The following is a 20445-nucleotide window of genomic DNA, read 5'->3' on the forward strand; positions in this document are numbered from 1 at the left end:
TCTCCCTCCCAGGTTGAGCCTCCCTCGCAGGTTGAGTCTCCCTCTCCCCTCCGGGGAGAGGGCCGGGGTGAGGGGTGCCCGTCAGGGCGCCTTCACCTTCTTCGGCTTGGGCTTCTCCTCACCGCGCAGCAGCCGGCCGATGTTCTCGCGGTGGCGCCACCAGATCATGGCCGCCACCGCCACGCCGGCCCAGGTGATGGGGCTCAGCGGCCCGCGCAGCGCGAACACGCCGGCGGCGCAGACCAGCGTGCCGAGCAGCGAGCCCACCGAGGAGATGCGGATGGTGGCGTAGACCAGGATCCAGGCGGCGAAGCCGGCGGCGGCCGCCCAGGGGGCCAGCACCGCGAACACGCCCAGGCCGGTGGCCACGCCCTTGCCGCCCTGGAACCCGAGCCACACCGGGAAGAGGTGGCCGGCGAAGGCGGCGATGGCGGTGGCCATGACCCAGACGTCGGCCCGCGCGCTGCCGGCCATGACCCACTGCGCCACCACCACCGGCACCATGGCCTTCAGCACGTCGAGCACGAAGACCACCACCCCCATGGTCCGGCCGCCGGCCCTGGCCGCGTTGGTGGCGCCGATGTTGCCGGAGCCGATGGTGCGCACGTCCACGCCCTTCACGAGCTTGGGCAGGACGTAGCCGTAGGGCACCGAGCCGGAGAGGTAGCCGAGGACGACGAGGACGGGGCCGAGGACGGCGTCGGTCATGGAGGTCTCGGGGCCTGCTCAGGCCTGGCGGGCCAGGAGCCAGGCCCAGTTGGTCAGCAGGGCCACCGCGCCGAGCGCGGCGGCGGCGCGCAGCAGGCGCGGCGGGAGGGAGGGGAAGGGCCGGCCGGCGGCCAGCCGGGCGGCGTCGGCCAGGGCGTAGAGCCAGGCGGCCGCGGCCAGGGCGGCGCCCAGTGGGCTGGCGGCCAGGGCGCCGCCGAGGTCGCCGTGCGCCAGCGCCACGAAGGCGTGGGTCATGCCGCAGGTGGCGCAGGGGAGGCCGAAGAGCCCCTTCGACGGGCAGGTGAAGGGCAGCGAGAGGACCGGGAGGAAGCGCGCCACCAGGAAGGAGAGCGCCGCGATGAGGGCGAAGACCTCCGGGTGGCCGAAGGTCCGGGCGGCGGGGCGGGCGCCCGGCATCAGAGGTCGACCCCCTGGCCGGTGACCGTCTTGGTGCCCTGCTTGAGGGCCTCCAGCAGCCCGGCCCCGCTCACGCCGGCCACGCCGCAGCAGCACAGGCAGCCCAGCAGCACCGGCGTGAAGACCGCCGCCGCCGCCTTGCCCGGCCCGCAGCGCTGCGCCTCGCCGAGGCCGATGATGAGCGCCACCAGGTACCAGACCAGGGCCAGCAGGCCGCCGCAGCCCGGCACCGCCAGCAGGAGCTGCAGCCCGGTGGCGTAGCCCACCACCGTGAGGGTGGCGTCGAAGCCGCGCGGCGCCGCCTTGAAGAGCAGCAGCAGCAGGTGGAGGACGCCGGCGGTGAGGTAGATGCCGAGCAGCGCGAAGAGCGGCGCCAGGGCGATCTGGGCCAGCGTGGCGCCGCCCGAGACGCCCTGGGCGAAGAGCTGCAGGAAGCGGGTCTGCTCCTCCGGCAGGTTGGCCATCAGGTCCTGCATGGCCGCCAGCGAGCCGGCCGCGGAGAAGTAGCCGTAGGTGGCCGCCGCCATCGACCCGACGCTGGCCGCCAGCACGCCGAAGAGCACCGCCGAGCCGCTCTGGTCGATGCGGACCCGCCGGAAGAGGTCTGCAGGCCGCGTGGCCACCAGCTTCCAGGTCTCGAAGAAGGCCGGGAAGAAGCCGCGGGTGGCGCGCTCGGCGAAGGGCGCCGGCAGCTCCCAGCCGGGCGGCGGACCGCCGGGGGGCGGGCCGTAGCCGCCGGGGCCGCCGTACCCGCCAAATCCACCGGAGCCACCAGGCGGGCCGTAGGCCGGCGGGGCGCCGAAGCTGCCGGGGGGCGGCGCACCGCCGAAGCTGCCCGGGGGCGGCGCACCTCCCCAGCCGCCGGGCGGCGGACCGGGCGGCGGACCACCGAACGGCGGCGGGGGCGGGAGGCCCCACCCGCCGGCGGGCGGGACCGGGGGCGACGGCGGCTCCACCGCGCCGGCCGGGCCACTGGGCGGCGGCGGCGGGGCGCCCCAGGCCGGCTCCCCGAGCGGCGGCAGGCTGGCCCCGGCGGGCGGTGGCCCCGCAGGCGGCGGCCCTGCGGGTGCGGGAGGCGCGGCGGGCGGCTGGCCAGCGGCGGCGGCGGGATCGGCGAGGTGCAGCTCCGACCCGCAGTTCGGGCAGGTCTGGACGCCGAACCGGTCGGTGGTGAAGGTGCCCTGGCAGCGGGCGCAGCGGGCGATCATGCGCGGACTCTACCGCGCCGCCCGCCGCGGCCGTGCCCCCAAAAGACGCGAGGCCCGCCGGGTGGCGGGCCTCGTGGGCGGAGCGGGGCGGGCCGCGGGGCCTCTCAGGCCTCCTCGCGCAGCTCCCGCACCTCGTCCATGTTGACGGTGCCGCGGGTGCGGAACACCGCGATGATGATGGCCAGGCCCACCGCGGCCTCGGCCGCCGCCACCGCGATGACGAAGAAGGCGATGGCGTGCCCGCCGATGTCGCCGGACTGGCGGGCGAAGGCCAGGAAGGTGAGGTTGGCGGCGTTGAGCATCAGCTCGACGCACATCATGACGATCAGGGCGTTGCGCTTCACCAGCACGCCCACCAGCCCGATGCCGAAGAGGCAGGCCGCCAGCAAGAGGTACCAGTTGAGCGGGACCATCTAGATCTTCTCCTTGGCCACCACCACCGCGCCCACGATGGCGACCAGCAGCAGGATCGAGGTGGCCTCGAAGGGGAGCAGGTAGCTGGTGAAGAGGGCGCGCCCCACCGCCTTGACGGTGCCGAAGTCGAGCGGGACCACCGCCATCTCGGCGCCCGCCACCTCCTGGGTGGCGCTGGCGATCAGGGTCACCATGACGATGGCGCCAATCGAGCCGAGCACCTGCATGGCCTTCTGCCGCTCCTTCTCCAGGTGCTCGTGCCCCAGGCTGAGCAGCATGATCACGAAGAGGAAGAGCACCATGACGGCGCCGGCGTACACCAGGATCTGCATGAAGGCGATGAGGTGGGCCGAGAGCAGCACGTAGATGCCGGCCAGGAAGAAGAAGGCCGCCACCAGGCTCATGGCCGCGTACATGGGGCTCTTGGCGGTGACCACCATGACGGCGGTGACCAGCAGCGGCACCGCGAAGACGACGAAGGTGACCTGCTCGGCGGTGACGCTCATCGCGCGTACCTCATCGGCCCGGCGACGGCGTCGCGGGGCTCCTGGGTGAGGCCCCAGCCGTCGTCGCCGCAGGGGCAGCGCCTGAGCTCCACGTGCGCCAGGAACTCCGGCTTGAACTTCTTGATGAAGGACTGGACCGGCATGGCGGCGGCGTCGCCCAGGGCGCAGATGGTGTTGCCGGCGATGGAGTTGGCCACCTGCTCGAGGCGCGCCACGTCGGCGGCCACCGCGTGGCCGGCCTCGATGCGCTCCAGCATGCCCTCCATCCAGTTGGTGCCCTCGCGGCAGGGGGTGCACTGCCCGCAGGACTCCTCGGCGTAGAACTTGGCCAGGCGGGCCAGCGCCCGGACCATGCAGGCCGACTCGTCGAAGACGATGACGCCGCCCGAGCCGGACATCGACCCGGCCGCCTTGACCGCGTCGAACTCCATGGAGATGTCGATCTCGTGGGCCGCCAGCACCGGGGCCGAGGAGCCGCCCGGGATGACCGCCTTGAGCGCGCGGCCGCCCAGCACGCCGCCGGCGTCCTCCATGATGAGCTGCTTCAGGTTGTAGGCCACCGGCTTCTCGTAGACGCCGGGCCGGTTGACGTGCCCGGAGACGCCGAAGAGCCGCGTGCCGCCGGACTTGCCCACCCCCAGGGCCGCGAAGGCCTCGCCGCCGTGCTGCACGATCCAGGGGACGTTGGCGATGGTCTCGACGTTGTTGATGATGGTGGGCTTGCCCCACAGGCCGACGATGGCCGGGAACGGGGGCTTGAGGCGCGGGTAGCCCTTCTTGCCCTCCAGGGACTCGAGCAGCGCCGACTCCTCGCCGCAGATGTAGGCGCCGGCGCCGCGGTGCACGTGGATCTCGAGCGGGAAGTCCTTCTTGCCCAGCAGCTTCGACCCGATGACGCCGGCCGCCCGGGCCTCGGCGATGGCCGTCTCCAGGGCGCGCGCCTGCTTGGCGAACTCGCCGCGGATGTAGATGTAGGCCAGGTGGATGTCGAGCGCGTAGCAGGTGAGCGCGATCCCCTCGAGCAGCATGTGGGGATCCAGCTCCATGATGTAGCGGTCCTTGAAGGTGCCGGGCTCCGACTCGTCGGCGTTGACGGTCAGGTAGCGGGGGCGGATGTCCTTCGGGAGGAAGGTCCACTTGAGGCCGGTGGCGAAGCCGGCGCCGCCGCGGCCGCGCAGGTTGGACTTCTTCACCTCGTCGACGATGGCCGAGGGCTCCATGCCCAGGGCCTTGTCGAGCGCGGCGTAGCCGCCGTCGGCCCGGTAGCTCTCCAGCGTGGCGCTGCCGGGCTTGGCCCAGCGCGCGGAGAGGATGAGCGTCTCGCTCACGTGAGACCCCCGAGGATGGCGTCGACCTTCTTGGGCGTGAGCTGCTCGTGCATCTCCTCGTCCACCAGCATGGCCGGGGAGGTGCCGCAGGAGCCGAGGCACTCGGCCTCGCGCAGCGTGAAGCGGCCGTCCGGGGTGTTGCCCGCCCCGGCCAGCGCCAGCTTCTGCTTCAGGTAGGCGTAGAGCCGGTCGCCGCCCGTGAGCGAGCAGGACACGCTGGTGCACACCTCGACCAGGTGCTTCCCGAACGGGTGCGTCTCCAGCATCACGTAGAAGGTGGCGACCTCCTCCGCGCGGGACGGGGAGGTCCCCAGCCGGTCTGCGGCCAGGGCCTGGACGGCCGGAGAGACGTAACCGAAGAGGGTCTGACCGATGCGCAGCGCCGGGATCATCGCCGAGGCCTTCCGGTCCGGCGGGTACCGCTTGAGGATCTCGGCGAGCTCGCGGTCGAACTGCTCGACCTTCTCTCGCGGCAACCCCTCGACACCACCTGCTTGGTTGGTCATGGGAGTCCGAAAGTGGGGAACGGGAGCTGGGTGAGGCGGGCGCCGACGCTAGTGAGGTGATGTAGTATTGTCAAGGAGATACGCCGCGATATACAAGCCTTCCAGCATGACTCCCGGCCAAGAGAAGCGAGGCGAACCCCGCGTACCGCTGGTGCTTCGGGTCGAGTACCCCGGCCAGCACCACGGGGTGCGCGACACCACGGAGAACCTGTCGGCCGCCGGCCTGTTCATCCGGACCGAGCGCGCCCTGGCGGTGGGGGAGCGCCTGCCCCTCCAGGTCAGCTTCCCCGGGCTGCTGGCCCCGGTGACCGTCGAGGTGGAGGTGGTGCGGGTGCGCCTCCCCAGCCCCGAGGGGCCCGGTGGCGTGGCCGTGAAGGTGCCCGACGACCGGACCGCCGACCGGGCCACCCTGGCCCGCCTGGCGGAGAAGGCCGGCGGCGGCGCGGGGCCGGCGGACCTTTCGGGGCGTGTCTTCCACATCCTGGTGGTGGAGGCCAACCCGCACGTCGTCGAGATGTACGAGTACGCGCTGCGCAAGCTGCGCACCCCGACCGGCGCGGTGGAGGTGGAGGTCCGCTTCGCCCGGACCGGGCAGGAGGCGCTGGTGCAGCTGGCGCTGGCGCCCGCCGACCTCGTCATGTGCGAGCTCAACCTGCCGGTGCTCGACGGCTTCGCGCTGGTGGAGCGGCTGCGCGCCGACCCGGCGCTGGCGCCGGTGCCGGTGCTGGCCATCAGCACCGGCGGCCCCGAGGTGCGGCAGCGCGCCCTCGACCTGGGCGTCGACGTCTACCTGCAGAAGCCGGTGCAGTTCGCCGACGTCATCGGCACGGTGCTGGCGCTGCTGCGCCTGGCCAGCTGAGCCGGGCCGGCGCGGGGCGCCCCGCGGCCCGTCGCCACCGCTCGAAACCACACGGCCCCAGCCAAAAGAGAAGACGCCCGCCGCGCAGGAGCGCGACGGGCGTCGGGTGCGGCTCGAAGGACTCGAGCTACTTCTTGGCCTTCTTGTTGAAGGCGTCCTTCATGGCCTTCGCCGGGGCGATCTTCACCACGGTCTTGGCGGCGATCTTGATCTGCTCGCCGGTGGCCGGATTGCGGCCGATGCGGGCCTTGCGGTCCACGAGCTTGACCGCGCCGAGACCGCCGAGCGGGATCTTGCCCTCGGCCTTGAGGCGCTTCATCACGACCTCTTCGACCGCCGTGAAGACTGCCTTGGCCTGCACCTTGGAAACACCGGCCGCCTCGGCGACCGCCTGGAAGAACTGGGCCTGCGTCATGTCGGAGAACCCTCCTGACCGCCGCTGTTCGTTGGTGTTGCAGGGCGGCGAATGTCCAGCGTGATATCGCTTCCGGATCCCCGCGTCAACACGGCGATCTCACGATCAGCCTGAAAAATGGGCCTTCCATGAGGACCGCACACGCCCCGCCCGGTGTTTCCAGGCCTTTCGTGACAGCGACTCACCGTACGACGAACGCGGCGATGATCTCGTAGGCGATGAGCAGGATGATGACGATCTCGAGGAGCTCGGAGCGCGAGGTGTCGGCCGAGTCGCCGGTGAGGTCGTTCACCTCGGCCACCAGCTTCTGCTTGCGCAGCACCGTCTCCTGCCAGGAGGCCAGCCGGAAGCGCTTCACGGCCGCCTGGTAGAGGCGCGCCAGGTAGAAGTCCCCGACGATTTTCACCGCGTTTTCGAGCCTTTCGATCATCTCGGACAGCTCCAGCAGCAGGGCCGCGGTGCGCCGCTGCAGGCGCCGGTACTTGCGGGTGACGAGGTGGGTGATGGGGCTGCCGCCGCCCTCCAGCTCGTCGTAGATGCGGTGCAGCTCGCGGTCGAGCAGGGCGTCGTAGAAGCGCAGCTCGAGCAGGTGGGCGGTGGCGAACTCCAGCAGGTCGGGCACGTCCTCCAGGCCGGAGGGCTCGACCACCAGGGCCGAGTTCCAGTGGATGACCGTCAGGTCGTTCTCCAGGTAGCTGAACTGGTGCGACAACACGTCCTGCCGCTCGGCCTCGGAGAGGCGCACCGGGCTGGTCTCGCCGAGCAGCAGCGCCGGGATGGGGGCCTCGGCCAGGAGCCGCTGGGCGGTGATCCCGGGGCCCTCGAAGGCCTTCACGAAGAAGACGTGGTAGCTCTCCAGCCCCTCCCACTCGTGCGGCCGCTCCAGCGCCGTGCCCAGGGCGGCGGCCACCTCGCCGGCGTGGGCGCGGGCGGCGGCGTCGAGCTCGGCGGTGGGCCCCTCCAGCAGCTCCTCGGCCAATGGCACCAGCGCTTCCAGCGCGGTGCCGGCTGGGATGGCCACCCGGTAGCGCACGCTCACCACGCCGTAGTCGAAGACGTGGGCGCTGGCCTCGGCGGTGCGCGCGCCGCTGCCCAGCGGCACCTGGCGGCGCCCCATGGAGACGTGCAGCGGGGCGCGGGGGAACTCGAGGGCCGAGGCGCTCTGGGCGCCGTCCATGGCCAGGCGGGCGGCCGGGGCGCCGCCCAGCTGCTCGGCCCGGGCCAGGTCGATGGCGTCGGCCACGTCGAAGAGCCGGTAGATCCAGACCTCGCCGTCGGCGACGCGGAAGGAAGGGGCGGTGGGCGGGGTTGGGGTCATGGCGCCCCGAGTCTAGACCGGGGCCCAGGGGGTCGCGGTCGGGCGGACGGGGCCGGACCGACGGGCGCCGACCCTCGCTCAGCCTACTCCTAAAGAAGCGTTTCCACCCCGGCCCGGGACTTGTTGAGTCACGTTTCGTCACCAGCTTCCACTACATCCAGGGGGTAGAAGCCTTGCACACCGACGTCCTCAACCCGCGCCGCGCTCCGCGGGTGCCTCAGCGCTGCTCCGTCGAGATCCGGGACCGCTTCGCGGCCTGGAAGGCGGAGACCGAGGACCTCGGCCCGCTGGGGTGCCAGCTCGTCACCCCGCGCCTGGCCGCCCCCGGGCGCGAGCTCCAGCTCGAGATCCGCTGCGAGGCCATCGGCCGGACCATCCGGGCCACCGGCACCGTGGTCTGGCTGCGCTCCCAGGAGCCCTCCCGCCTCGGCATCCAGTTCCAGCCCGGCCGCACAGAGGCCGGCTGGTTCGACGTGCTGGTGAAGGCCGACCCCACGGCCGCCAGCACCGTGAAGCGCATCCCGGAGCGGCTCTCGCGCGCCGCCTCGCTCTACCTGGGCGACCCGCCGCGCTTCCTCGGTGACTTCTCCGCCGAGGAGGTGGCGGTGCTCAAGCGCATCGGCACCGGCATCACCGTGGCCGGCCTGGCGCACCAGCTCGGCAGCGCCTTCGAGCGGGTGCGCGGCGCCACCTTCGCCCTGGTGACCCGCCGCTTCCTGGTGCTCTCGCCCCTCGAGGCGGTGGCGCCGGATCGCTGGAGCGCGGTGCTCCTCGGCGCCGAGAAGGCGCTCGCCGCCGAGGGCATCGCCCTCCCCGCCCCCACCCCGCCCGGCCCCATGGGCGCGGCCGGCCGCACCGCGGCGGCCCAGGCGCTCTACGACGAGGGGATCAACCACCTCACCGCCGGCCGCATCGAGGTGGCGGTGGCGCGGCTGCGCGAGGCCAAGCACCTGGCCCCGGCCGACGCCATGATCACCGGCGCGCTGGAGCGGCTGGCGCCCTGGGCGTCCTAGCCGGGGCGCTCCTCAGGTCCCGACGACGCGCAGCCCGCGGGTGACCTCCGACTTCGTGGGGAAGTCGATGAGGTACTCGCCGGAGAAGCAGGCGTCGCAGAAGGTGGAGCGCTCCTCGCCGAGCGCGGCGTAGAGCCCGTCGCGCGACAGGTAGCCGAGCGTGTCGGCCGTGACGTAGGTGGCGATCTGCAGCTCGTCGTGCGACGAGGCGATGAGCTCCTGGCGCGTCGGCGTGTCGATGCCGTAGTAGCAGGGCCAGGAGGTGGGCGGCGAGGAGATGCGCAGGTGCACCTCGGCGGCGCCGGCGGCCCGGATCATCTTCACGATCTTGCGGCTGGTGGTGCCGCGCACGATGGAGTCGTCCACCACCACCACCCGCTGGCCCTTGAGCACGTCCTTCAGGGCGTTGAGCTTCAGCTTGACGCCGAAGTGGCGGATGGACTGCGACGGCTCGATGAAGGTGCGCCCCACGTAGTGGCTGCGCACCAGCCCCATGACGAAGGGGATGCCGCTCTGCTCGGCGTAGCCGATGGCGGCGGGCACGCCCGAGTCGGGCACCGGGATGACGATGTCGGCCGGCACCGGGTGCTCGATGGCCAGCTGCCGCCCGAAGGAGGAGCGCGCCTGGTAGACCGACTTGCCGAAGAGCACCGAGTCGGGCCGGGCGAAGTAGATGTGCTCGAAGACGCAGCGGCCGAGCCGCCTGGCCTTGGGCTGGTCGGGGAAGAGCCGCTCGCTGCGCAGCCCGTCGCCGTCCACCACCACCAGCTCCCCCGGCTCCACCTCGCGCACGTACTCGGCCTCGATGAGGTCGAGGGCGGTGGTCTCCGAGGCCAGCACCCACTGGCCCTTGAGGCGCCCCAGCACCAGCGGGCGGAAGCCCATGGGGTCGCGCACCCCCACCATGGCCTTGGGCGAGAGGAAGAGCACCGAGTAGGCCCCGGCCACCCGCGACATGGCCTGGCGCACCGCGCTGACCAGCTGCTCGGCCGAGTTGGGCGGGCCGTGTTGCCTGGCCTTGGCGATGAGGTGGACGATGACCTCGGTGTCGGTGGAGGCCGTGAAGATGGAGCCCTGCGCCTCCAGCTCCAGCCTGAGCACGTCGGCGTTCACCAGGTTGCCGTTGTGGGCCACCGCCACCGCCCCGCCGGCGTACTGCACGGCGATGGGCTGGGCGTTCTTGAGGTGGCTGGCGCCGGTGGTGGAGTAGCGGACGTGGCCGATGGCCGTGCCGCCCTTGAGCCGGGCGATGATCTCCGGGTTGAAGACGTCGGCCACCAGCCCCATGCCGTGGTGGACGTGCAGCGTCTCCCCGTCGGTGGAGACGATGCCGGCCGACTCCTGGCCGCGGTGCTGCAGGGCGTGCAGCCCCAGGTAGGTGAAGTTGGCGGCTTCCTCGAGGTGGCCCAGGGCCCAGATCCCGAAGACTCCGCACTCGTCCTTCAGCTTGTCGTAGACCGCGTCGTACCCCATGAGGCGGCGGAGTATAACCGTGTGGTCTTGAAAATGAACCCCACGCACCGACGCGGCTGGTGGCCGCTCGCCATGGTCGCCATCGTGCTGATCTCGTTCGGGATCCTGTCGATCCCGTGGCGCGGCCACCGGCCCGACGAGCCCCCGCGGCTGACCCTGGCCGGCGGCAGCGCCGGCCCGCTCTCGGCCGGGGTGGCCTCGCGGCCGCTCGACCCCGGCCCCGATCCCACCATCGGCGGCTTCCCCCGCTTCCGCTGGCGGGCCGAGGGGGTGCGCGACCCGCTCTCGGCCCGGGCGCTGGTGCTGTCGGCCCCGGGCGTGTCGGTGGCGCTGGTCTCGGCCGAGCTCCTGCTGGTGCCCGGGGCGCTGGCGCGGGCGGTGCGGGCCCAGGTGGCCGACCTGGGGCTGGACGCCGTGGTGGTGGGGGCCACCCACACCCACGCCGGGCTGGGCGGCTACTGGGACTCGCTGCCCGGCGAGCTCGGGGCCACCGGGCCCTACCAGCCGGAGACCTTCGAGCGCCTGGTGGCGGCGCTGGCCGGGGTGGTGCGGGACGCCCACGCGGCGCGCGGGCCGGCGGCGCTGGCGGTGGCCCGCGGCGAGGCCGGGGCGCTGGTGCGCAACCGGACCGGCGCCGAGGTGGACGGGCGGCTGCTCTCGCTGCGCTTCGCCCGGCCCGACGGCGCGCCGCTGGCCGAGCTGGTCTCCTTCACCGCCCACCCCACCCTGCTCGGCAGCCGCAACCGCCTGCTCTCGGGCGACTGGGTGGCGCGGGTGCTGGCCGAGGCGCCGCACGGCACGCGCCTCTTCTTCCAGGGGCCCATCGGCGACCAGTCGGTGCGCCTGCCCCCGGCGCTGGCCGCGGCGGAGGCCGGGGTGGCCGGGCCACGGGTCCCGGGCGGCGCCGGCGGGGCCGCGGCGCCGGTGGCGCCGCCGGTCTCGATCTCGGTCGCCGACGCCCGCGCCGACGCGGCGGCCCCGGTGGACACCTACGGCCGCGCGGTGGCGGCGGCGCTGACCGGCCTGCCGGCGGAGCCCACCCAGGTGGCCCCCCGCCTCGGCGTGGCGGCCGCCGCGGTGGGGCTGCCGGACACCCGGCTCGGCGCGGTGCCGGCCTTCCTCGAGCCGGCCACCCGGACCCTGCTCGGCGGGCTCTTCCCGGACCAGGGCGGCGCCACGGCGGTGTCCCTCGGCGACACGGTGCTGGTCTTCACGCCCTCGGAGCCGGTGGAGGGCGTGGCCCGGGCCTGGCGCGCCGCGGTGGGGCCGGCGGTGCGGGTGGAGCTGTTCTCGCTGGCCGACGACTACGTGGGCTACGTGGACACCGCCGCCCGGTTCACCGTGGGTGACGGCGAGGCGCGCCGCAGCTACTACGGACCGGCGCTGGCGGACCGCCTGCAGGGCGCGGTGGTGGCGGCGGCCCGGGCGGCGCGGGGCGCGGCGGACGGCGCGCCGGAGGGTGCCGCGGCGCCGGGCGGCGCGACCGGGTCCATGGGGCCGGCGGGTGCCACCGGCTCGGCGGGTGCGGCGGCGGCCGGCGCCGCCGGCCAGCCGGCGCGCTGAGCGGCGGCTACTTCGACCCGAGCGGCGGCAGCACCTCGAACGGCTGGGCCCGCTCCACCTGGTCCCACACCACCTTGAGCGCGGGCGGCGGCGGCACCAGGCGTCGGGTGGCGAGATCCAGCCAGCCGCCGTGCACCACCAGGCGGGCGGCCCGCTTGCCGCCCGGCTTCAGCACCTGGTGGACGATCTTGAAGCGGCTGTCGTCCGGGGAGAGGCCCATGACGCTGAAGTCCACCGTGAGCTCCTCGCCCATGTGGCACTCGCGCAGGTAGTCGATCTCCTCCCGCAGCAGCACCGGCCCCACGCCGGCGGCGCGGAACTCCGGCAGGCCGAAGCCGTGCTGCGCCAGGAAGGCCATGCGGACCTCGATGGCGTACTCGCTGTAGCAGGTGTTGCGCAGGTGGCCGTTGGCGTCGCAGTCGGCCCAGCGGACGATGAAGCTGCGGGTGAAGTGCTCCACGTGGCTCCCCTTCGGCCCGGCCCGGCGGCGGCGCGGCTCGCCGGGGTCTTAGCGCGCCGGGGCGGGGTCGCGCGAGAGCCAGTAGAGGACGCCGGCCGCGGTGGCCGACACCGCCGCCGCGCCGCCGGCCACCCAGGCGTTGCGGTTGGCGTCGTCGCCGCGGGCCAGGGTGGCCAGGTACTGGGGGTAGGTGATGCCGGGGCGGGTCTGGCCGTTGGGCTGGATCATGCCGTCGGCGTCGGCGTAGGCCCCGTTGGCCGCCACGCCCTGCTGCACGGCGAGCCCGGTGAGGAGGGCCGCGAGCACACCCGAGCCCAGGGCGGCCGGTCGCAGCCAGCGCGGCCGGGCCTGGGCGTGCGCCTCCACCTCGCCGGGCGCGCGGGCCAGGCCGCGGGAGAGGGCGTCGTCCGCCGGCGGCGCCGGGTGGAGGTCCGGGGGCAGGGGCGGGGCAGGCGTGGTGACCAGGGGCGGTCCTGCCCTGGGGGGCGTGGCTGCCTTGAGGGGCGGCGGCGGCGCGGCGGCGAGGACCGCAGGGAGCGCGCCCGCGCCCGCACCTGCCCCCGGGGTGGCAGGCGGCGGCGCGGCGTGGCCCCCGAGAGCGGCCGCGACGCCGGGTGTCGAGGGTGGCGCGGCTGGAGGTGGCGCGGCGGCGGGCTGGGCCTTGCCGCCGGCGCCGGTCGCGCCGGCTGCGCCTGCGCCTGCGCCCGGAACGACGGGCGCGGACGGCCCCGGCGCGCGGCCACCGGGGGCAGCCGCCTGCGGGGCGGCGGGGCTGGACGGCGAGGGTGGCGTCGCGGGAGGCGCGGCGGCCTTCCGGAGCGGGAGCCGGGGCGGGGGCGGCGCAGCGGGCGCAGGCTGGAGCGCGACCGCAGGCACGGTGGCGGCGGTGGTCGCCGCCGCGGCGGCGGACGTGGCGGTCGCCACCGCGGCGGCGCTCGGCGCCGAGGCCCGGGGCGTCAGGGGATCCCGGGTCCGGTCGAGCACCTCCCGCGAGGACTGGCCCAGCAGGAGGAACGACGCCAGCGCCCCCAGGTTGGCGGCGGGGACCCCACCGGAGATCAGCCGGACGCTCCCCTCCCGCAGCAGGGCCCCGCGCCGCACGTCGTAGATGGCGCCGACCAGGAACTGCGCGCCGCCCTCGCTGGCCCGCGAGGTGACGACCAGCCGCTCCACCCCGAGCCAGGCGCCGGCGCGGATGATGGCGCCGGCCCGCTCGGCCTGGGCCAGCACCATGCCCGGCCCGGCGCCGGGCCGGAAGGTCTCGGCCAGGGCGAAGTCGAGCACCACCGCCCTGTCCTCGCTGGTGAGGTCCACCAGGAAGCCGGGGATGCGCAGGCCGCCGGCCGCGCCCGCCACCCGGAAGACGCTGGCCGGCAGGATGACCGTGGCCGGGGTGGGGCCCACGTCCCGGCCGCCCACGAAGATGGTCCCGGCGCGGCCGCGGGCCGACACCGTGAGCCGCCGCTTGGGCATGGCCCGCACCCGCTGGCGCAGCTCGTCGAGGTGGGCCCGGAAGGTCTGCGAGTAGAGGGCCGACTCGAGCTGCAGCGAGGAGTCGGCCCTGAGCAGCGCCACCAGCACGGCGTCGCGCTCCTCCAGCTGCTTCATCGACTGGTGCACGTGGGCCAGGCGCGCCATGGCGCGGGTCCACTGGGCCCAGACCGCCTCGCTCTCCGGCAGGTCCTCCAGGTCGTCGATGATGGCGCGCAGCGTGCGCGCGGCGCTCTCGTACTCGCCGTTCTGGTAGACGGCCAGGGCCCCGCCGAAGGCCCGGTCGAGCTCCTGCACCGTGGCGCCGCCCGACTTGCCGGCCAGGCGATCGCGCATCTCCGGCGCGGTGAGCACGCCGGCGGCCCGGTCGGTGGCGGCGGCGCGCAGCTGGTGGGCCAGCTCGGCCAGCTCGCCGTCCGGGGCGGGCGGATCGTGGACCGCCAGGATGGCGATGCGGTCGGCCGCCCCGGCGGGCGCCGCGGCCACGAGCAGCCAGAGGAGGGCGGCGCGGGTGGTCACGGGAGCGGGGCGGCGGCGTTGCCGGTGTTGCGGGTGTCGTGGAACACCTTGGGCCAGGGGGCCGCGGCGTCGAGGTGGCCGTCGACCACCACCGCGTAGAGCTTCCCGGAGGAGGACGGGAAGTAGGCCAGGGAGAGGCCGGCCCCGGGCGCCGTGTGGACGTTGCCGGGGCGCAGCGAGGCCAGGCCGGTGGTGAGCTGGGCGCTCCAGACGGTGGACCCGTCGGAGACCCGCAGCGCGTGCAGCGAGCCCCGGAAGGTGGGCACCAGCAGCACGGCCTCGCCGCCCGCCAGCGCCAGCGCGGTGAGCGGCTGGGCGCCCAGGTCCGGCGGGCTGGCCCAGAGGGCCGCCCCGGTGGCGGAGAGGCGGTGGAGCCGGTTGGTGGCGTCGCCGAGCACCAGCGAGCCGTCGGCGAGGATGATGGGGGCGGCCTGCGCCGGGCCGGCCAGGGTCTTCACCGTGCTGGTGACGCCGGCGGCGGTGGTGACGTTGAGGTTGCCGTCGGTGGAGTAGGTCCAGACGCGGTCGGTGGCGTCGATGGCGAGGGGGAGGTCGAGGTCGAGGCCGATGGAGGGTGGGGGTGGATTGGGTGGGATGGCGTTCCAGTTTTCTTGGAACAGGCCAGGAAGTGGCGTGAGACTCCTGAGCAGGCTGCCGGAAGCCGCGCTCAGAGATCCATCCCGCCGGATTGCAGGAGTGGTGGCGACAGCACTTATGCCGCCAGAGGGCATGCACCTCCCCCCCGCATCGACAGCAAACACCGCTCCTGAATCGGAACCGAAGTAGGCGGTGACGCCATCTGCCCCAACGGCAGGCCCCGACTGGATGGCCAGCGTCGTGTCGCAGCCGCTTCCGTTCTGGACCGAGCCGTCCAGGCCGACCATGAAGGCCCTACCGCTCTGGTTGCTGACAGCGATGCTCGCGAGCCCCACGGCCGGCGCCCCGGCGACCGCCAGGCTGCCCACCGTCGCCTCCCACTCTTTGGCCCCGGCGGCCGAGACCCGCACCAGCTGGTTGGCGCTGGCGCCGAGCCCCGCGATGACGCTGCCGTCGGCGAGCACGGCCACGGGCGTCATGTTGGCGCCCCCCTCGTACACCCACCTCAACCTCGTCACCGTCGGCCTCACCACGGCCACCTGCTGCGTGGAGTTGCCCGCCTCGTCGATGGCCACGGCCGTGAGCTCCACGGCCCGCTCGAAGTAGGGGAACGGGAGCGCCGCCAGGTCGAAGGTGTGGACCCAGTCGGTGCCGTCGAAGGTGGCGGCCGGCAGCTGGTCCGGCTGCAGGTCGAGCTTCACGGACACGCCGGCCAGGCCGCGGTCGTCGCGGGCGCGCACCTTCACCGTGATCTGGCCGTCGCGCGGGGTGGGCGAGGCGGCCAGCACCTCGATGGCGTCGATGGCCGGCTTGAAGTCGTCGCGCCAGCAGATCCCCTCCGGCGCGCAGTACTGGCCGGCGGGGCAGGTGCCGGGCGCGCTGCAGCGCGGCCGCTCCTCGACGGCGCCGCAGGCGGCGACCAGGGTGGCGAGGAGCAGGGTGGCGATCAGGGTGCGGCGCATGTGGTCTCTCCCACGTCAGAAGGCGAACCTGAGCGCCAGGCCGGCGCCCACCGCGACCCCGCCGGCCGCCAGCGTGGCCGCGCTGGCCGACCGCTTCCTCGTCCAGGCGTCGTGCGCCGCCCGGTAGGCGCCCGGGTCGCTGGCCGCGCTGGCGCGCGCCGCCTCGTCGCGGGCCTGCAGCGCCAGCACCGCGCCGGCGGCCAGCGCCGCGGCCCCGACCCCCACCAGCGCCCAGCCCGCCACCCGGCTCCAGCGCGGGGCGGAGCGCGGCACCTGCCGCTCCAGGCTCCGCAGCGCCTCCCGCACCGGACCCTCGGCCTCGACCCCGCTCGGCACCTCCAGGGTGCGGCGGGCCACCTCCACCGCCTGGGCGTCGGAGAGGACCAGGAGGAAGCTGCTCTCCTCGGCGCGCCCCTCCGCCGAGCCCCAGACCACGTGGGGAGAGGCCGGCCCGCGCCGCGGCCCGCGCCGCCTCGCCGGCCGTGGTGCACGGGATCCGGTAGTCGAGGAAGCGGTCGGCCAGGAGCCGGGCGGCGTCGGGCACGGCCTCGGCGCGCGCCAGCGCGGGATCCCCCGAGACGACCGGGCGGCAGAGCAGGGTCCGATCGGGCCCGGCGGCGAGCGCGAGGGCGGCGACGAGGGCGCTGGTCAGGGGCATGGACGGCCTCGACCTCCGGCGGTGGGCGGCAGGGTGAAGGTGCAGATCATCATCAGGAACGGCGGCAGTGCAAGGGCCATGCGCTGGTCCAACCGCGCGGAATCGCATGGACCGGTGGTCCTGGGACCGTCCGTTTCGCGGACCGATGGTCCGCCGCGCGGACCTGCCCCGGAACCGGACGGACCGTAAGTGCCCGATTTTCCGAAGGGCGCCTCCTGGCCCGGGGCCCGCACTGCACGGAAGCACACGCAACCGGCACTCCGCGTGCTACCGATCCCTGGACCCAGGAAGAGAACCACATGACCCTCCGCCAGCTCCCCTGCCTCGCCCTCCTCGCCGCGCTCGCCGGCTGCGGCGCCTCCTCGCGCGACTCCGTCCGCACCTGCCAGCTCCCCACCGACTGCGACCTCGGCTCCTCCTGCGTCCAGGGTGCTTGCCAGGCCTCGACGCCGCCGGTGGCCGACTTCACGGTGCCCGCCGGGCTCCTCACCCACCGCGCCGTCACCCTGGCCTCGACGGCCCATGATCCCGACCCCGGCCACGCCCTGGCCAGCCAGGCCTGGACGGTCGAGCCGCTCCTCGGTGGCTGCGCGCCGGACCTGGAGGGCGAGGACTCCGCGGCGCTCCAGCTGATCTTCTGGTGCGCCGGGACCTACCAGGTGACGCTCACGGTGACCGACTCCACCGGCCTGGCCGGCGCCCCGGCCAGCCGCACGCTGGCGGTCGCGGCGCTGACCGATCCCCCGACCGTCACCGCCACCGCCGCCCTGGCGGTGGACCACGCCTGCGCGGGCAACCCGCTGCAGTGCGGGCTGGCGAGCCCGGCGGCGCTCGCCGCCACCGGCCACTCCCCGGCCGGCGCCGCGCTCACCTACCGGTGGACGGCGCTCCCGCCCGACCAGAGCCGCGCCGGCGCCACGGCCGTGTTCGCCCCCTCGGCCACCGCCGCGGCCCCCAGCCTCGACCTCAGGACCTCCGGCGGCGCGCTCTCCGGCGCCTGGACGGTGCGCGTCCGCGTCACCGACCCGCAGGGCAACCTGGCCCAGGCCCTGGTGCCACTCACCGTGAACAACCGGCCCCCCTCCATCGCGGCGCCCCCGCTCTCGCTCGACCACCGCTACGAGGGCGCCGCCTACCGGGTGGACGCCTCGCTGGCCCTGCCGATGAGCGACCCGGACGGCGATCCGCTCGAGGCCTCGGCCACGCTGCTGGAGCCGGCGGGCAGCGGCTGCGCCGCCGCCTTCGACCTGGTCTCGCCGGGCGCGGGCGCCTTCTCGCTGGCCTGCCCGGCCGGGGCGGGGCTGATGGCCTCAGGCCGGCTGCTGCGCCTGGCGGCCCGGGACGTGAACGGGGCCTCGGCCACCGCGGACCTCCCGGTGCAGGTCCTCAACCGGGTCCCGGTGCTCCGGCCCGCGGCCGGCGCCACCGCCACCGAGCTGGCGCTCGACCACTCGGTGGGGCCGTGCCCCCTCGGTGCCGGGCGCTGCTTCCAGGCCACGGCCGCGAGCCCCTTCGTGGCGGTCGATCCAGACGGCGATCCCGTCGCGTCGATCACGCTCCTGCCCACCGTGGACCCCGACAGGACCGCCTCGGTGGCCGAGGTGGGCAGCGGTGCGGGCGCCGGCTCGGTGCGCTTCAGCACCCCCGTCGAGCGGCCCGCCGAGTTCCGCTCGGCGGCGGGCGCCAGCGGCTTCCGCGTCACCGCCACCGCCACCGACGGCTTCGGCGCCTCGCTGCCGGTGGAGCTCCCGGTCCGCGTCCTCAACCGGGCGCCGGTGGCCTCCTTCCTGGTCCCGGCCATCACCGTGGGCCACCGGTACGATGCGCCCGCCAGCGCCTACCTGGCCGACGCCACCCTCTCCAGCTTCTCGGATCCCGACGGTGATCCCCTGGCGGATGCCGGGAGCGGCGACGGCGCCGACTGCGCCGACGTCACCATCTCGTCGGACGGGGTCGCCTCGGTGGCCTGCCGCCACAGCGTGCCCTCCGGCGCCACCTACCCCACCCTGGCCGGCTTCCCGGGGGACCACCTGGTGGCCGCGGCGGTGAGCGACGGCTGGGAAGCGGCCAGCGCCAGCACCACGGTCACCATCACCAACCGGCCCCCCACGGTGCCGGCCTACACCGGGGCCGCCGAGTCCTGCGCCTGCATCTGCTCCTCGTGGGAGGTGGACGCGCCGACCATCTGCGCCGTCGAGCCGAGGTGGAAGGCCGACCTGACCAGCGTGCCGTTCCCCAGCCGCCCGGCCGACGCGGACGGCGATCTCCTGGCCGCCACCTTCAGCCCGGCCACCGGGCTCGGCGCCGCCACCGTGGTCGCGACCCCGGACGCCTGCACCACCACCTTCTCGGGCCTGTCCGTGCCGGTCACGGTGCAGGTGACCGTCAACGACGGCGTGAGCCAGGCCAGCGCGTCCTGGACCATCAACCGCGTCATCTGCTCGAAGGAGGGCGCGGTCTGCACCACCCCGCGGCCTCGCCGCTGATCGGTCCGACCAGGTAGCCGGGTGCGACCCTCCGGCTCAGGCCTCCGCTGACACGACCAGGCCGACGACCGCCGCCACGCAGCCGGCGGCGGCCAGCCCCACCACCAGCCCGGGGGTGATGGCCAGGGGCAGGGAGTGCGTCGCCACGGCCGCCAGCCCCAGCTGGACCGCCCCGGGCAGCACCGCGAAGGCGGTGGCCAGGGCGGCCGCCACGGAGCCCGCCATGATGAAGGGGCGCGGGTCGCGGCGGGGCGGCGGCAGCTCCGCCATGACCTGGGCGGTGAAGCCGCCGTCCTCCACGTAGGGCTCGTCGGCCAGCAAGGCCTCCAGCTTCTCCGGGTCGAGCGTCATGGCGATCCCTCCGCGCCGAGCGGCGTGAGCAGGCGGCGCAGCTTCTCCTTGCCGCGCAGGATGTTGGTCTTCAACGTGCCGATGGGGCAGTCGAGGATGGCCGCCGCCTCCTCGTGGCTCACGTCCTGGCCGTAGGCCAGCGCCAGGGCGGCCCGCTCGTCGGCCCGCAGGGCGCCGAGCGCCCGCTCGAGGTCGTGCCGGTCGATGGCCACCTCGGCCAGATCGCGGGCCGGGGGCTCCGGCGCCACGTCGGGCGCCGGGAGCTTGCGGACCTGGCCCGCCCAGCCGTTCCAGGCGATCCGGTAGAGCCAGGTGGAGAGCCGCCCACCGCCGCGCCAGGTCTTCAGGTGCTTGTAGGCCTTGAGGAAGGTCTCCTGGGCCAGGTCGTCGGCCAGGGCGGCGTCGCCGGCGCAGAGCCGGCGCAGCAGGCCGCGCACCGCGCTCTGGTGCCGACGCACCAGCTCGGCGAAGGCGCGCCGGTCGTCGCTCGCGAGGACGCGCGCGACCAGCTCGGTGTCCGACGGCCCCATGCGTCCCTTCTTAGCCCACCGAGGGCGCGTCGGCCTGCTTGCGCCCGGTCACCCAGTGGGAGACCAGGTGGCCGATCCCCACGAAGCCCACGATGAGGCCGATGGGCCAGAGGCGCTCCTGGCGAAACGCGAGGAGGAAGAAGAGGCTGATCCCGACGCCGTCGAGAACCAGCTTGATCCCCTTCTGCAGGTCGGTCTCCTTGGTCTTCCTCTCGCCCCCCTCGAGCAGCTCGAGCGGCAGGGGCTGGCCCTTCTCGAGGGCGAGGCGGATGGTCTGGTGGCGCAGCTCGCGGGAGCGGTGCAGGAACCAGAAGACGATCCCGACGATGGCGGTCGAGGCGAGGAAGACGATAGAGACGATGAGGATCGGGGTGAGGTCCATCTTGAGGTCCATGGTGCTCCAGTGGGCCCCGCGGGGCGAAGTCGCGCGGCGCGGCGGTGTGGTCTTCGGCACCTGAGACGCGGCGGCGGGCGCCGGCGGATTCAAGGGGGCGTCGATTTCGTGGGGGGGCGCGCCCGGCCGGGCCGAGCCTCGACCCGGAGCCCCAATCCCGAGCCCCAATCCCGAGCCCCAGCCCAGCCCCAGCCCCCGCCCCTGCCTCGACCGCGACCGCGACCGCGACCCCGACCCCGACCCCGACCTCGACCGCGACCGCGACCCCG

General features: G+C 74.7%; 20 protein-coding genes and 1 pseudogene. 4 read left to right on the top strand and 17 right to left on the bottom strand.

The window, feature by feature from the left end:
* Positions 1 to 81 precede the first annotated feature (81 nt).
* The 7 genes from IPO09_18140 to IPO09_18170 form a co-directional block, all read right to left on the bottom strand.
* The gene (locus IPO09_18140; GenBank protein ID MBK9519222.1) at positions 82 to 708 is read right to left on the bottom strand and encodes a glycerol-3-phosphate acyltransferase; all 627 of its coding nucleotides are present in this window, start codon (positions 706 to 708) and stop codon (positions 82 to 84) included.
* An 18-nt stretch (positions 709 to 726) separates the two neighbouring features.
* On the bottom strand, positions 727 to 1125 hold the full coding sequence (locus IPO09_18145; GenBank protein ID MBK9519223.1) for a DUF2752 domain-containing protein: 399 nt from the start codon (positions 1123 to 1125) through the stop codon (positions 727 to 729).
* Entirely contained in the window at positions 1125 to 2333 is a 1209-nt protein-coding gene (locus IPO09_18150) for a YIP1 family protein (protein MBK9519224.1), read from the bottom strand. The genes IPO09_18145 and IPO09_18150 overlap by 1 nt, the downstream gene beginning before the upstream one ends.
* A gap of 104 nt (positions 2334 to 2437) precedes the next feature.
* Complete coding sequence (nuoK, locus tag IPO09_18155; GenBank protein MBK9519225.1) at positions 2438 to 2746, bottom strand: NADH-quinone oxidoreductase subunit NuoK; 309 nt, start codon at positions 2744 to 2746, stop codon at positions 2438 to 2440.
* Positions 2747 to 3253 carry an NADH-quinone oxidoreductase subunit J gene (locus IPO09_18160; GenBank protein ID MBK9519226.1) on the bottom strand — a complete coding sequence of 169 codons (507 nt, stop codon included), beginning with the start codon at positions 3251 to 3253 and terminating at the stop codon, positions 2747 to 2749.
* A complete protein-coding gene (gene nuoF / locus IPO09_18165) occupies positions 3250 to 4581 on the bottom strand; it encodes an NADH-quinone oxidoreductase subunit NuoF (protein MBK9519227.1) in 1332 nt (443 codons plus the stop codon). Before nuoF ends, IPO09_18160 begins: the two co-directional genes overlap by 4 nt.
* Complete coding sequence (locus IPO09_18170; protein MBK9519228.1) at positions 4578 to 5087, bottom strand: NAD(P)H-dependent oxidoreductase subunit E; 510 nt, start codon at positions 5085 to 5087, stop codon at positions 4578 to 4580. The genes nuoF and IPO09_18170 overlap by 4 nt, the downstream gene beginning before the upstream one ends.
* 106 nt (positions 5088 to 5193) lie before the next feature.
* Between IPO09_18170 and IPO09_18175 the strand changes: the two genes are divergently transcribed.
* The gene (locus tag IPO09_18175; GenBank protein MBK9519229.1) at positions 5194 to 5946 is read left to right on the top strand and encodes a response regulator; all 753 of its coding nucleotides are present in this window, start codon (positions 5194 to 5196) and stop codon (positions 5944 to 5946) included.
* Positions 5947 to 6073: 127 nt separating this feature from the next.
* Here the strand turns inward: IPO09_18175 and IPO09_18180 are convergent, their stop codons facing one another.
* Both IPO09_18180 and IPO09_18185 read right to left on the bottom strand, forming a co-directional pair.
* Positions 6074 to 6361 (bottom strand): HU family DNA-binding protein, encoded by a 288-nt coding sequence (locus tag IPO09_18180; protein MBK9519230.1) that lies wholly within the window; start codon positions 6359 to 6361, stop codon positions 6074 to 6076.
* A gap of 181 nt (positions 6362 to 6542) precedes the next feature.
* Positions 6543 to 7679 carry a hypothetical protein gene (locus IPO09_18185; protein MBK9519231.1) on the bottom strand — a complete coding sequence of 379 codons (1137 nt, stop codon included), beginning with the start codon at positions 7677 to 7679 and terminating at the stop codon, positions 6543 to 6545.
* Between the two features lie 173 nt (positions 7680 to 7852).
* Here IPO09_18185 and IPO09_18190 point away from each other — a divergent pair, with 173 nt between their 5' ends.
* Positions 7853 to 8692, top strand: coding sequence for a PilZ domain-containing protein (locus IPO09_18190; protein MBK9519232.1), 840 nt, complete (start codon positions 7853 to 7855; stop codon positions 8690 to 8692).
* Between the two features lie 12 nt (positions 8693 to 8704).
* Here IPO09_18190 and IPO09_18195 read toward each other — a convergent pair whose 3' ends face one another.
* Positions 8705 to 10165 carry an amidophosphoribosyltransferase gene (locus IPO09_18195; GenBank protein MBK9519233.1) on the bottom strand — a complete coding sequence of 487 codons (1461 nt, stop codon included), beginning with the start codon at positions 10163 to 10165 and terminating at the stop codon, positions 8705 to 8707.
* Positions 10166 to 10237: 72 nt separating this feature from the next.
* Here IPO09_18195 and IPO09_18200 point away from each other — a divergent pair, with 72 nt between their 5' ends.
* Entirely contained in the window at positions 10238 to 11728 is a 1491-nt protein-coding gene (locus tag IPO09_18200) for a neutral/alkaline non-lysosomal ceramidase N-terminal domain-containing protein (GenBank protein ID MBK9519234.1), read from the top strand.
* Between the two features lie 7 nt (positions 11729 to 11735).
* On the opposite strand, the gene IPO09_18205 is transcribed toward IPO09_18200, so the two are convergent.
* The 4 genes and pseudogenes from IPO09_18205 to IPO09_18220 all read right to left on the bottom strand — a co-directional run bounded on the left by IPO09_18205 (position 11736) and on the right by IPO09_18220 (position 16415).
* Positions 11736 to 12188 carry a thioesterase family protein gene (locus tag IPO09_18205; protein ID MBK9519235.1) on the bottom strand — a complete coding sequence of 151 codons (453 nt, stop codon included), beginning with the start codon at positions 12186 to 12188 and terminating at the stop codon, positions 11736 to 11738.
* A 48-nt stretch (positions 12189 to 12236) separates the two neighbouring features.
* A complete protein-coding gene (locus IPO09_18210) occupies positions 12237 to 14198 on the bottom strand; it encodes a hypothetical protein (protein ID MBK9519236.1) in 1962 nt (653 codons plus the stop codon).
* Positions 14195 to 15757 (bottom strand): PQQ-binding-like beta-propeller repeat protein, encoded by a 1563-nt coding sequence (locus IPO09_18215; GenBank protein MBK9519237.1) that lies wholly within the window; start codon positions 15755 to 15757, stop codon positions 14195 to 14197. The genes IPO09_18210 and IPO09_18215 overlap by 4 nt, the downstream gene beginning before the upstream one ends.
* A 15-nt stretch (positions 15758 to 15772) precedes the next feature.
* Positions 15773 to 16415, bottom strand: a pseudogene (locus IPO09_18220) (hypothetical protein).
* A gap of 299 nt (positions 16416 to 16714) precedes the next feature.
* Between IPO09_18220 and IPO09_18225 the strand changes: the two are divergent.
* Complete coding sequence (locus tag IPO09_18225) at positions 16715 to 18901, top strand: hypothetical protein (protein ID MBK9519238.1); 2187 nt, start codon at positions 16715 to 16717, stop codon at positions 18899 to 18901.
* Between the two features lie 36 nt (positions 18902 to 18937).
* Here IPO09_18225 and IPO09_18230 read toward each other — a convergent pair whose 3' ends face one another.
* From IPO09_18230 to IPO09_18240, 3 genes are read right to left on the bottom strand one after another with little or no spacing between them, the layout of a single operon-like run.
* A complete protein-coding gene (locus IPO09_18230) occupies positions 18938 to 19252 on the bottom strand; it encodes a hypothetical protein (protein MBK9519239.1) in 315 nt (104 codons plus the stop codon).
* Positions 19249 to 19782 (bottom strand): RNA polymerase sigma factor, encoded by a 534-nt coding sequence (locus IPO09_18235; protein MBK9519240.1) that lies wholly within the window; start codon positions 19780 to 19782, stop codon positions 19249 to 19251. Before IPO09_18235 ends, IPO09_18230 begins: the two co-directional genes overlap by 4 nt.
* 10 nt (positions 19783 to 19792) lie before the next feature.
* Entirely contained in the window at positions 19793 to 20176 is a 384-nt protein-coding gene (locus IPO09_18240) for a hypothetical protein (protein MBK9519241.1), read from the bottom strand.
* Between the last annotated feature and the right edge of the window lie 269 nt (positions 20177 to 20445).

This window comes from Anaeromyxobacter sp. (assembly GCA_016718565.1).
GTDB lineage: Bacteria > Myxococcota > Myxococcia > Myxococcales > Anaeromyxobacteraceae > JADKCZ01.

What these genes read in the sequence shown, in the direction of transcription:
- IPO09_18140 (MBK9519222.1), bottom strand. Translation starts at nt 708, where the DNA reads ATGACCGACGCCGTCCTCGGCCCCGTCCTCGTCGTCCTCGGCTACCTC.
- IPO09_18145 (MBK9519223.1), bottom strand. Translation starts at nt 1,125, where the DNA reads ATGCCGGGCGCCCGCCCCGCCGCCCGGACCTTCGGCCACCCGGAGGTC.
- IPO09_18150 (MBK9519224.1), bottom strand. Translation starts at nt 2,333, where the DNA reads ATGATCGCCCGCTGCGCCCGCTGCCAGGGCACCTTCACCACCGACCGG.
- nuoK (MBK9519225.1), bottom strand. Translation starts at nt 2,746, where the DNA reads ATGGTCCCGCTCAACTGGTACCTCTTGCTGGCGGCCTGCCTCTTCGGC.
- IPO09_18160 (MBK9519226.1), bottom strand. Translation starts at nt 3,253, where the DNA reads ATGAGCGTCACCGCCGAGCAGGTCACCTTCGTCGTCTTCGCGGTGCCG.
- IPO09_18170 (MBK9519228.1), bottom strand. Translation starts at nt 5,087, where the DNA reads ATGACCAACCAAGCAGGTGGTGTCGAGGGGTTGCCGCGAGAGAAGGTC.
- IPO09_18175 (MBK9519229.1), top strand. Translation starts at nt 5,194, where the DNA reads ATGACTCCCGGCCAAGAGAAGCGAGGCGAACCCCGCGTACCGCTGGTG.
- IPO09_18180 (MBK9519230.1), bottom strand. Translation starts at nt 6,361, where the DNA reads ATGACGCAGGCCCAGTTCTTCCAGGCGGTCGCCGAGGCGGCCGGTGTT.
- IPO09_18185 (MBK9519231.1), bottom strand. Translation starts at nt 7,679, where the DNA reads ATGACCCCAACCCCGCCCACCGCCCCTTCCTTCCGCGTCGCCGACGGC.
- IPO09_18195 (MBK9519233.1), bottom strand. Translation starts at nt 10,165, where the DNA reads ATGGGGTACGACGCGGTCTACGACAAGCTGAAGGACGAGTGCGGAGTC.
- IPO09_18200 (MBK9519234.1), top strand. Translation starts at nt 10,238, where the DNA reads ATGGTCGCCATCGTGCTGATCTCGTTCGGGATCCTGTCGATCCCGTGG.
- IPO09_18215 (MBK9519237.1), bottom strand. Translation starts at nt 15,757, where the DNA reads ATGCGCCGCACCCTGATCGCCACCCTGCTCCTCGCCACCCTGGTCGCC.
- IPO09_18225 (MBK9519238.1), top strand. Translation starts at nt 16,715, where the DNA reads ATGACCCTCCGCCAGCTCCCCTGCCTCGCCCTCCTCGCCGCGCTCGCC.
- IPO09_18230 (MBK9519239.1), bottom strand. Translation starts at nt 19,252, where the DNA reads ATGACGCTCGACCCGGAGAAGCTGGAGGCCTTGCTGGCCGACGAGCCC.
- IPO09_18235 (MBK9519240.1), bottom strand. Translation starts at nt 19,782, where the DNA reads ATGGGGCCGTCGGACACCGAGCTGGTCGCGCGCGTCCTCGCGAGCGAC.
- IPO09_18240 (MBK9519241.1), bottom strand. Translation starts at nt 20,176, where the DNA reads ATGGACCTCAAGATGGACCTCACCCCGATCCTCATCGTCTCTATCGTC.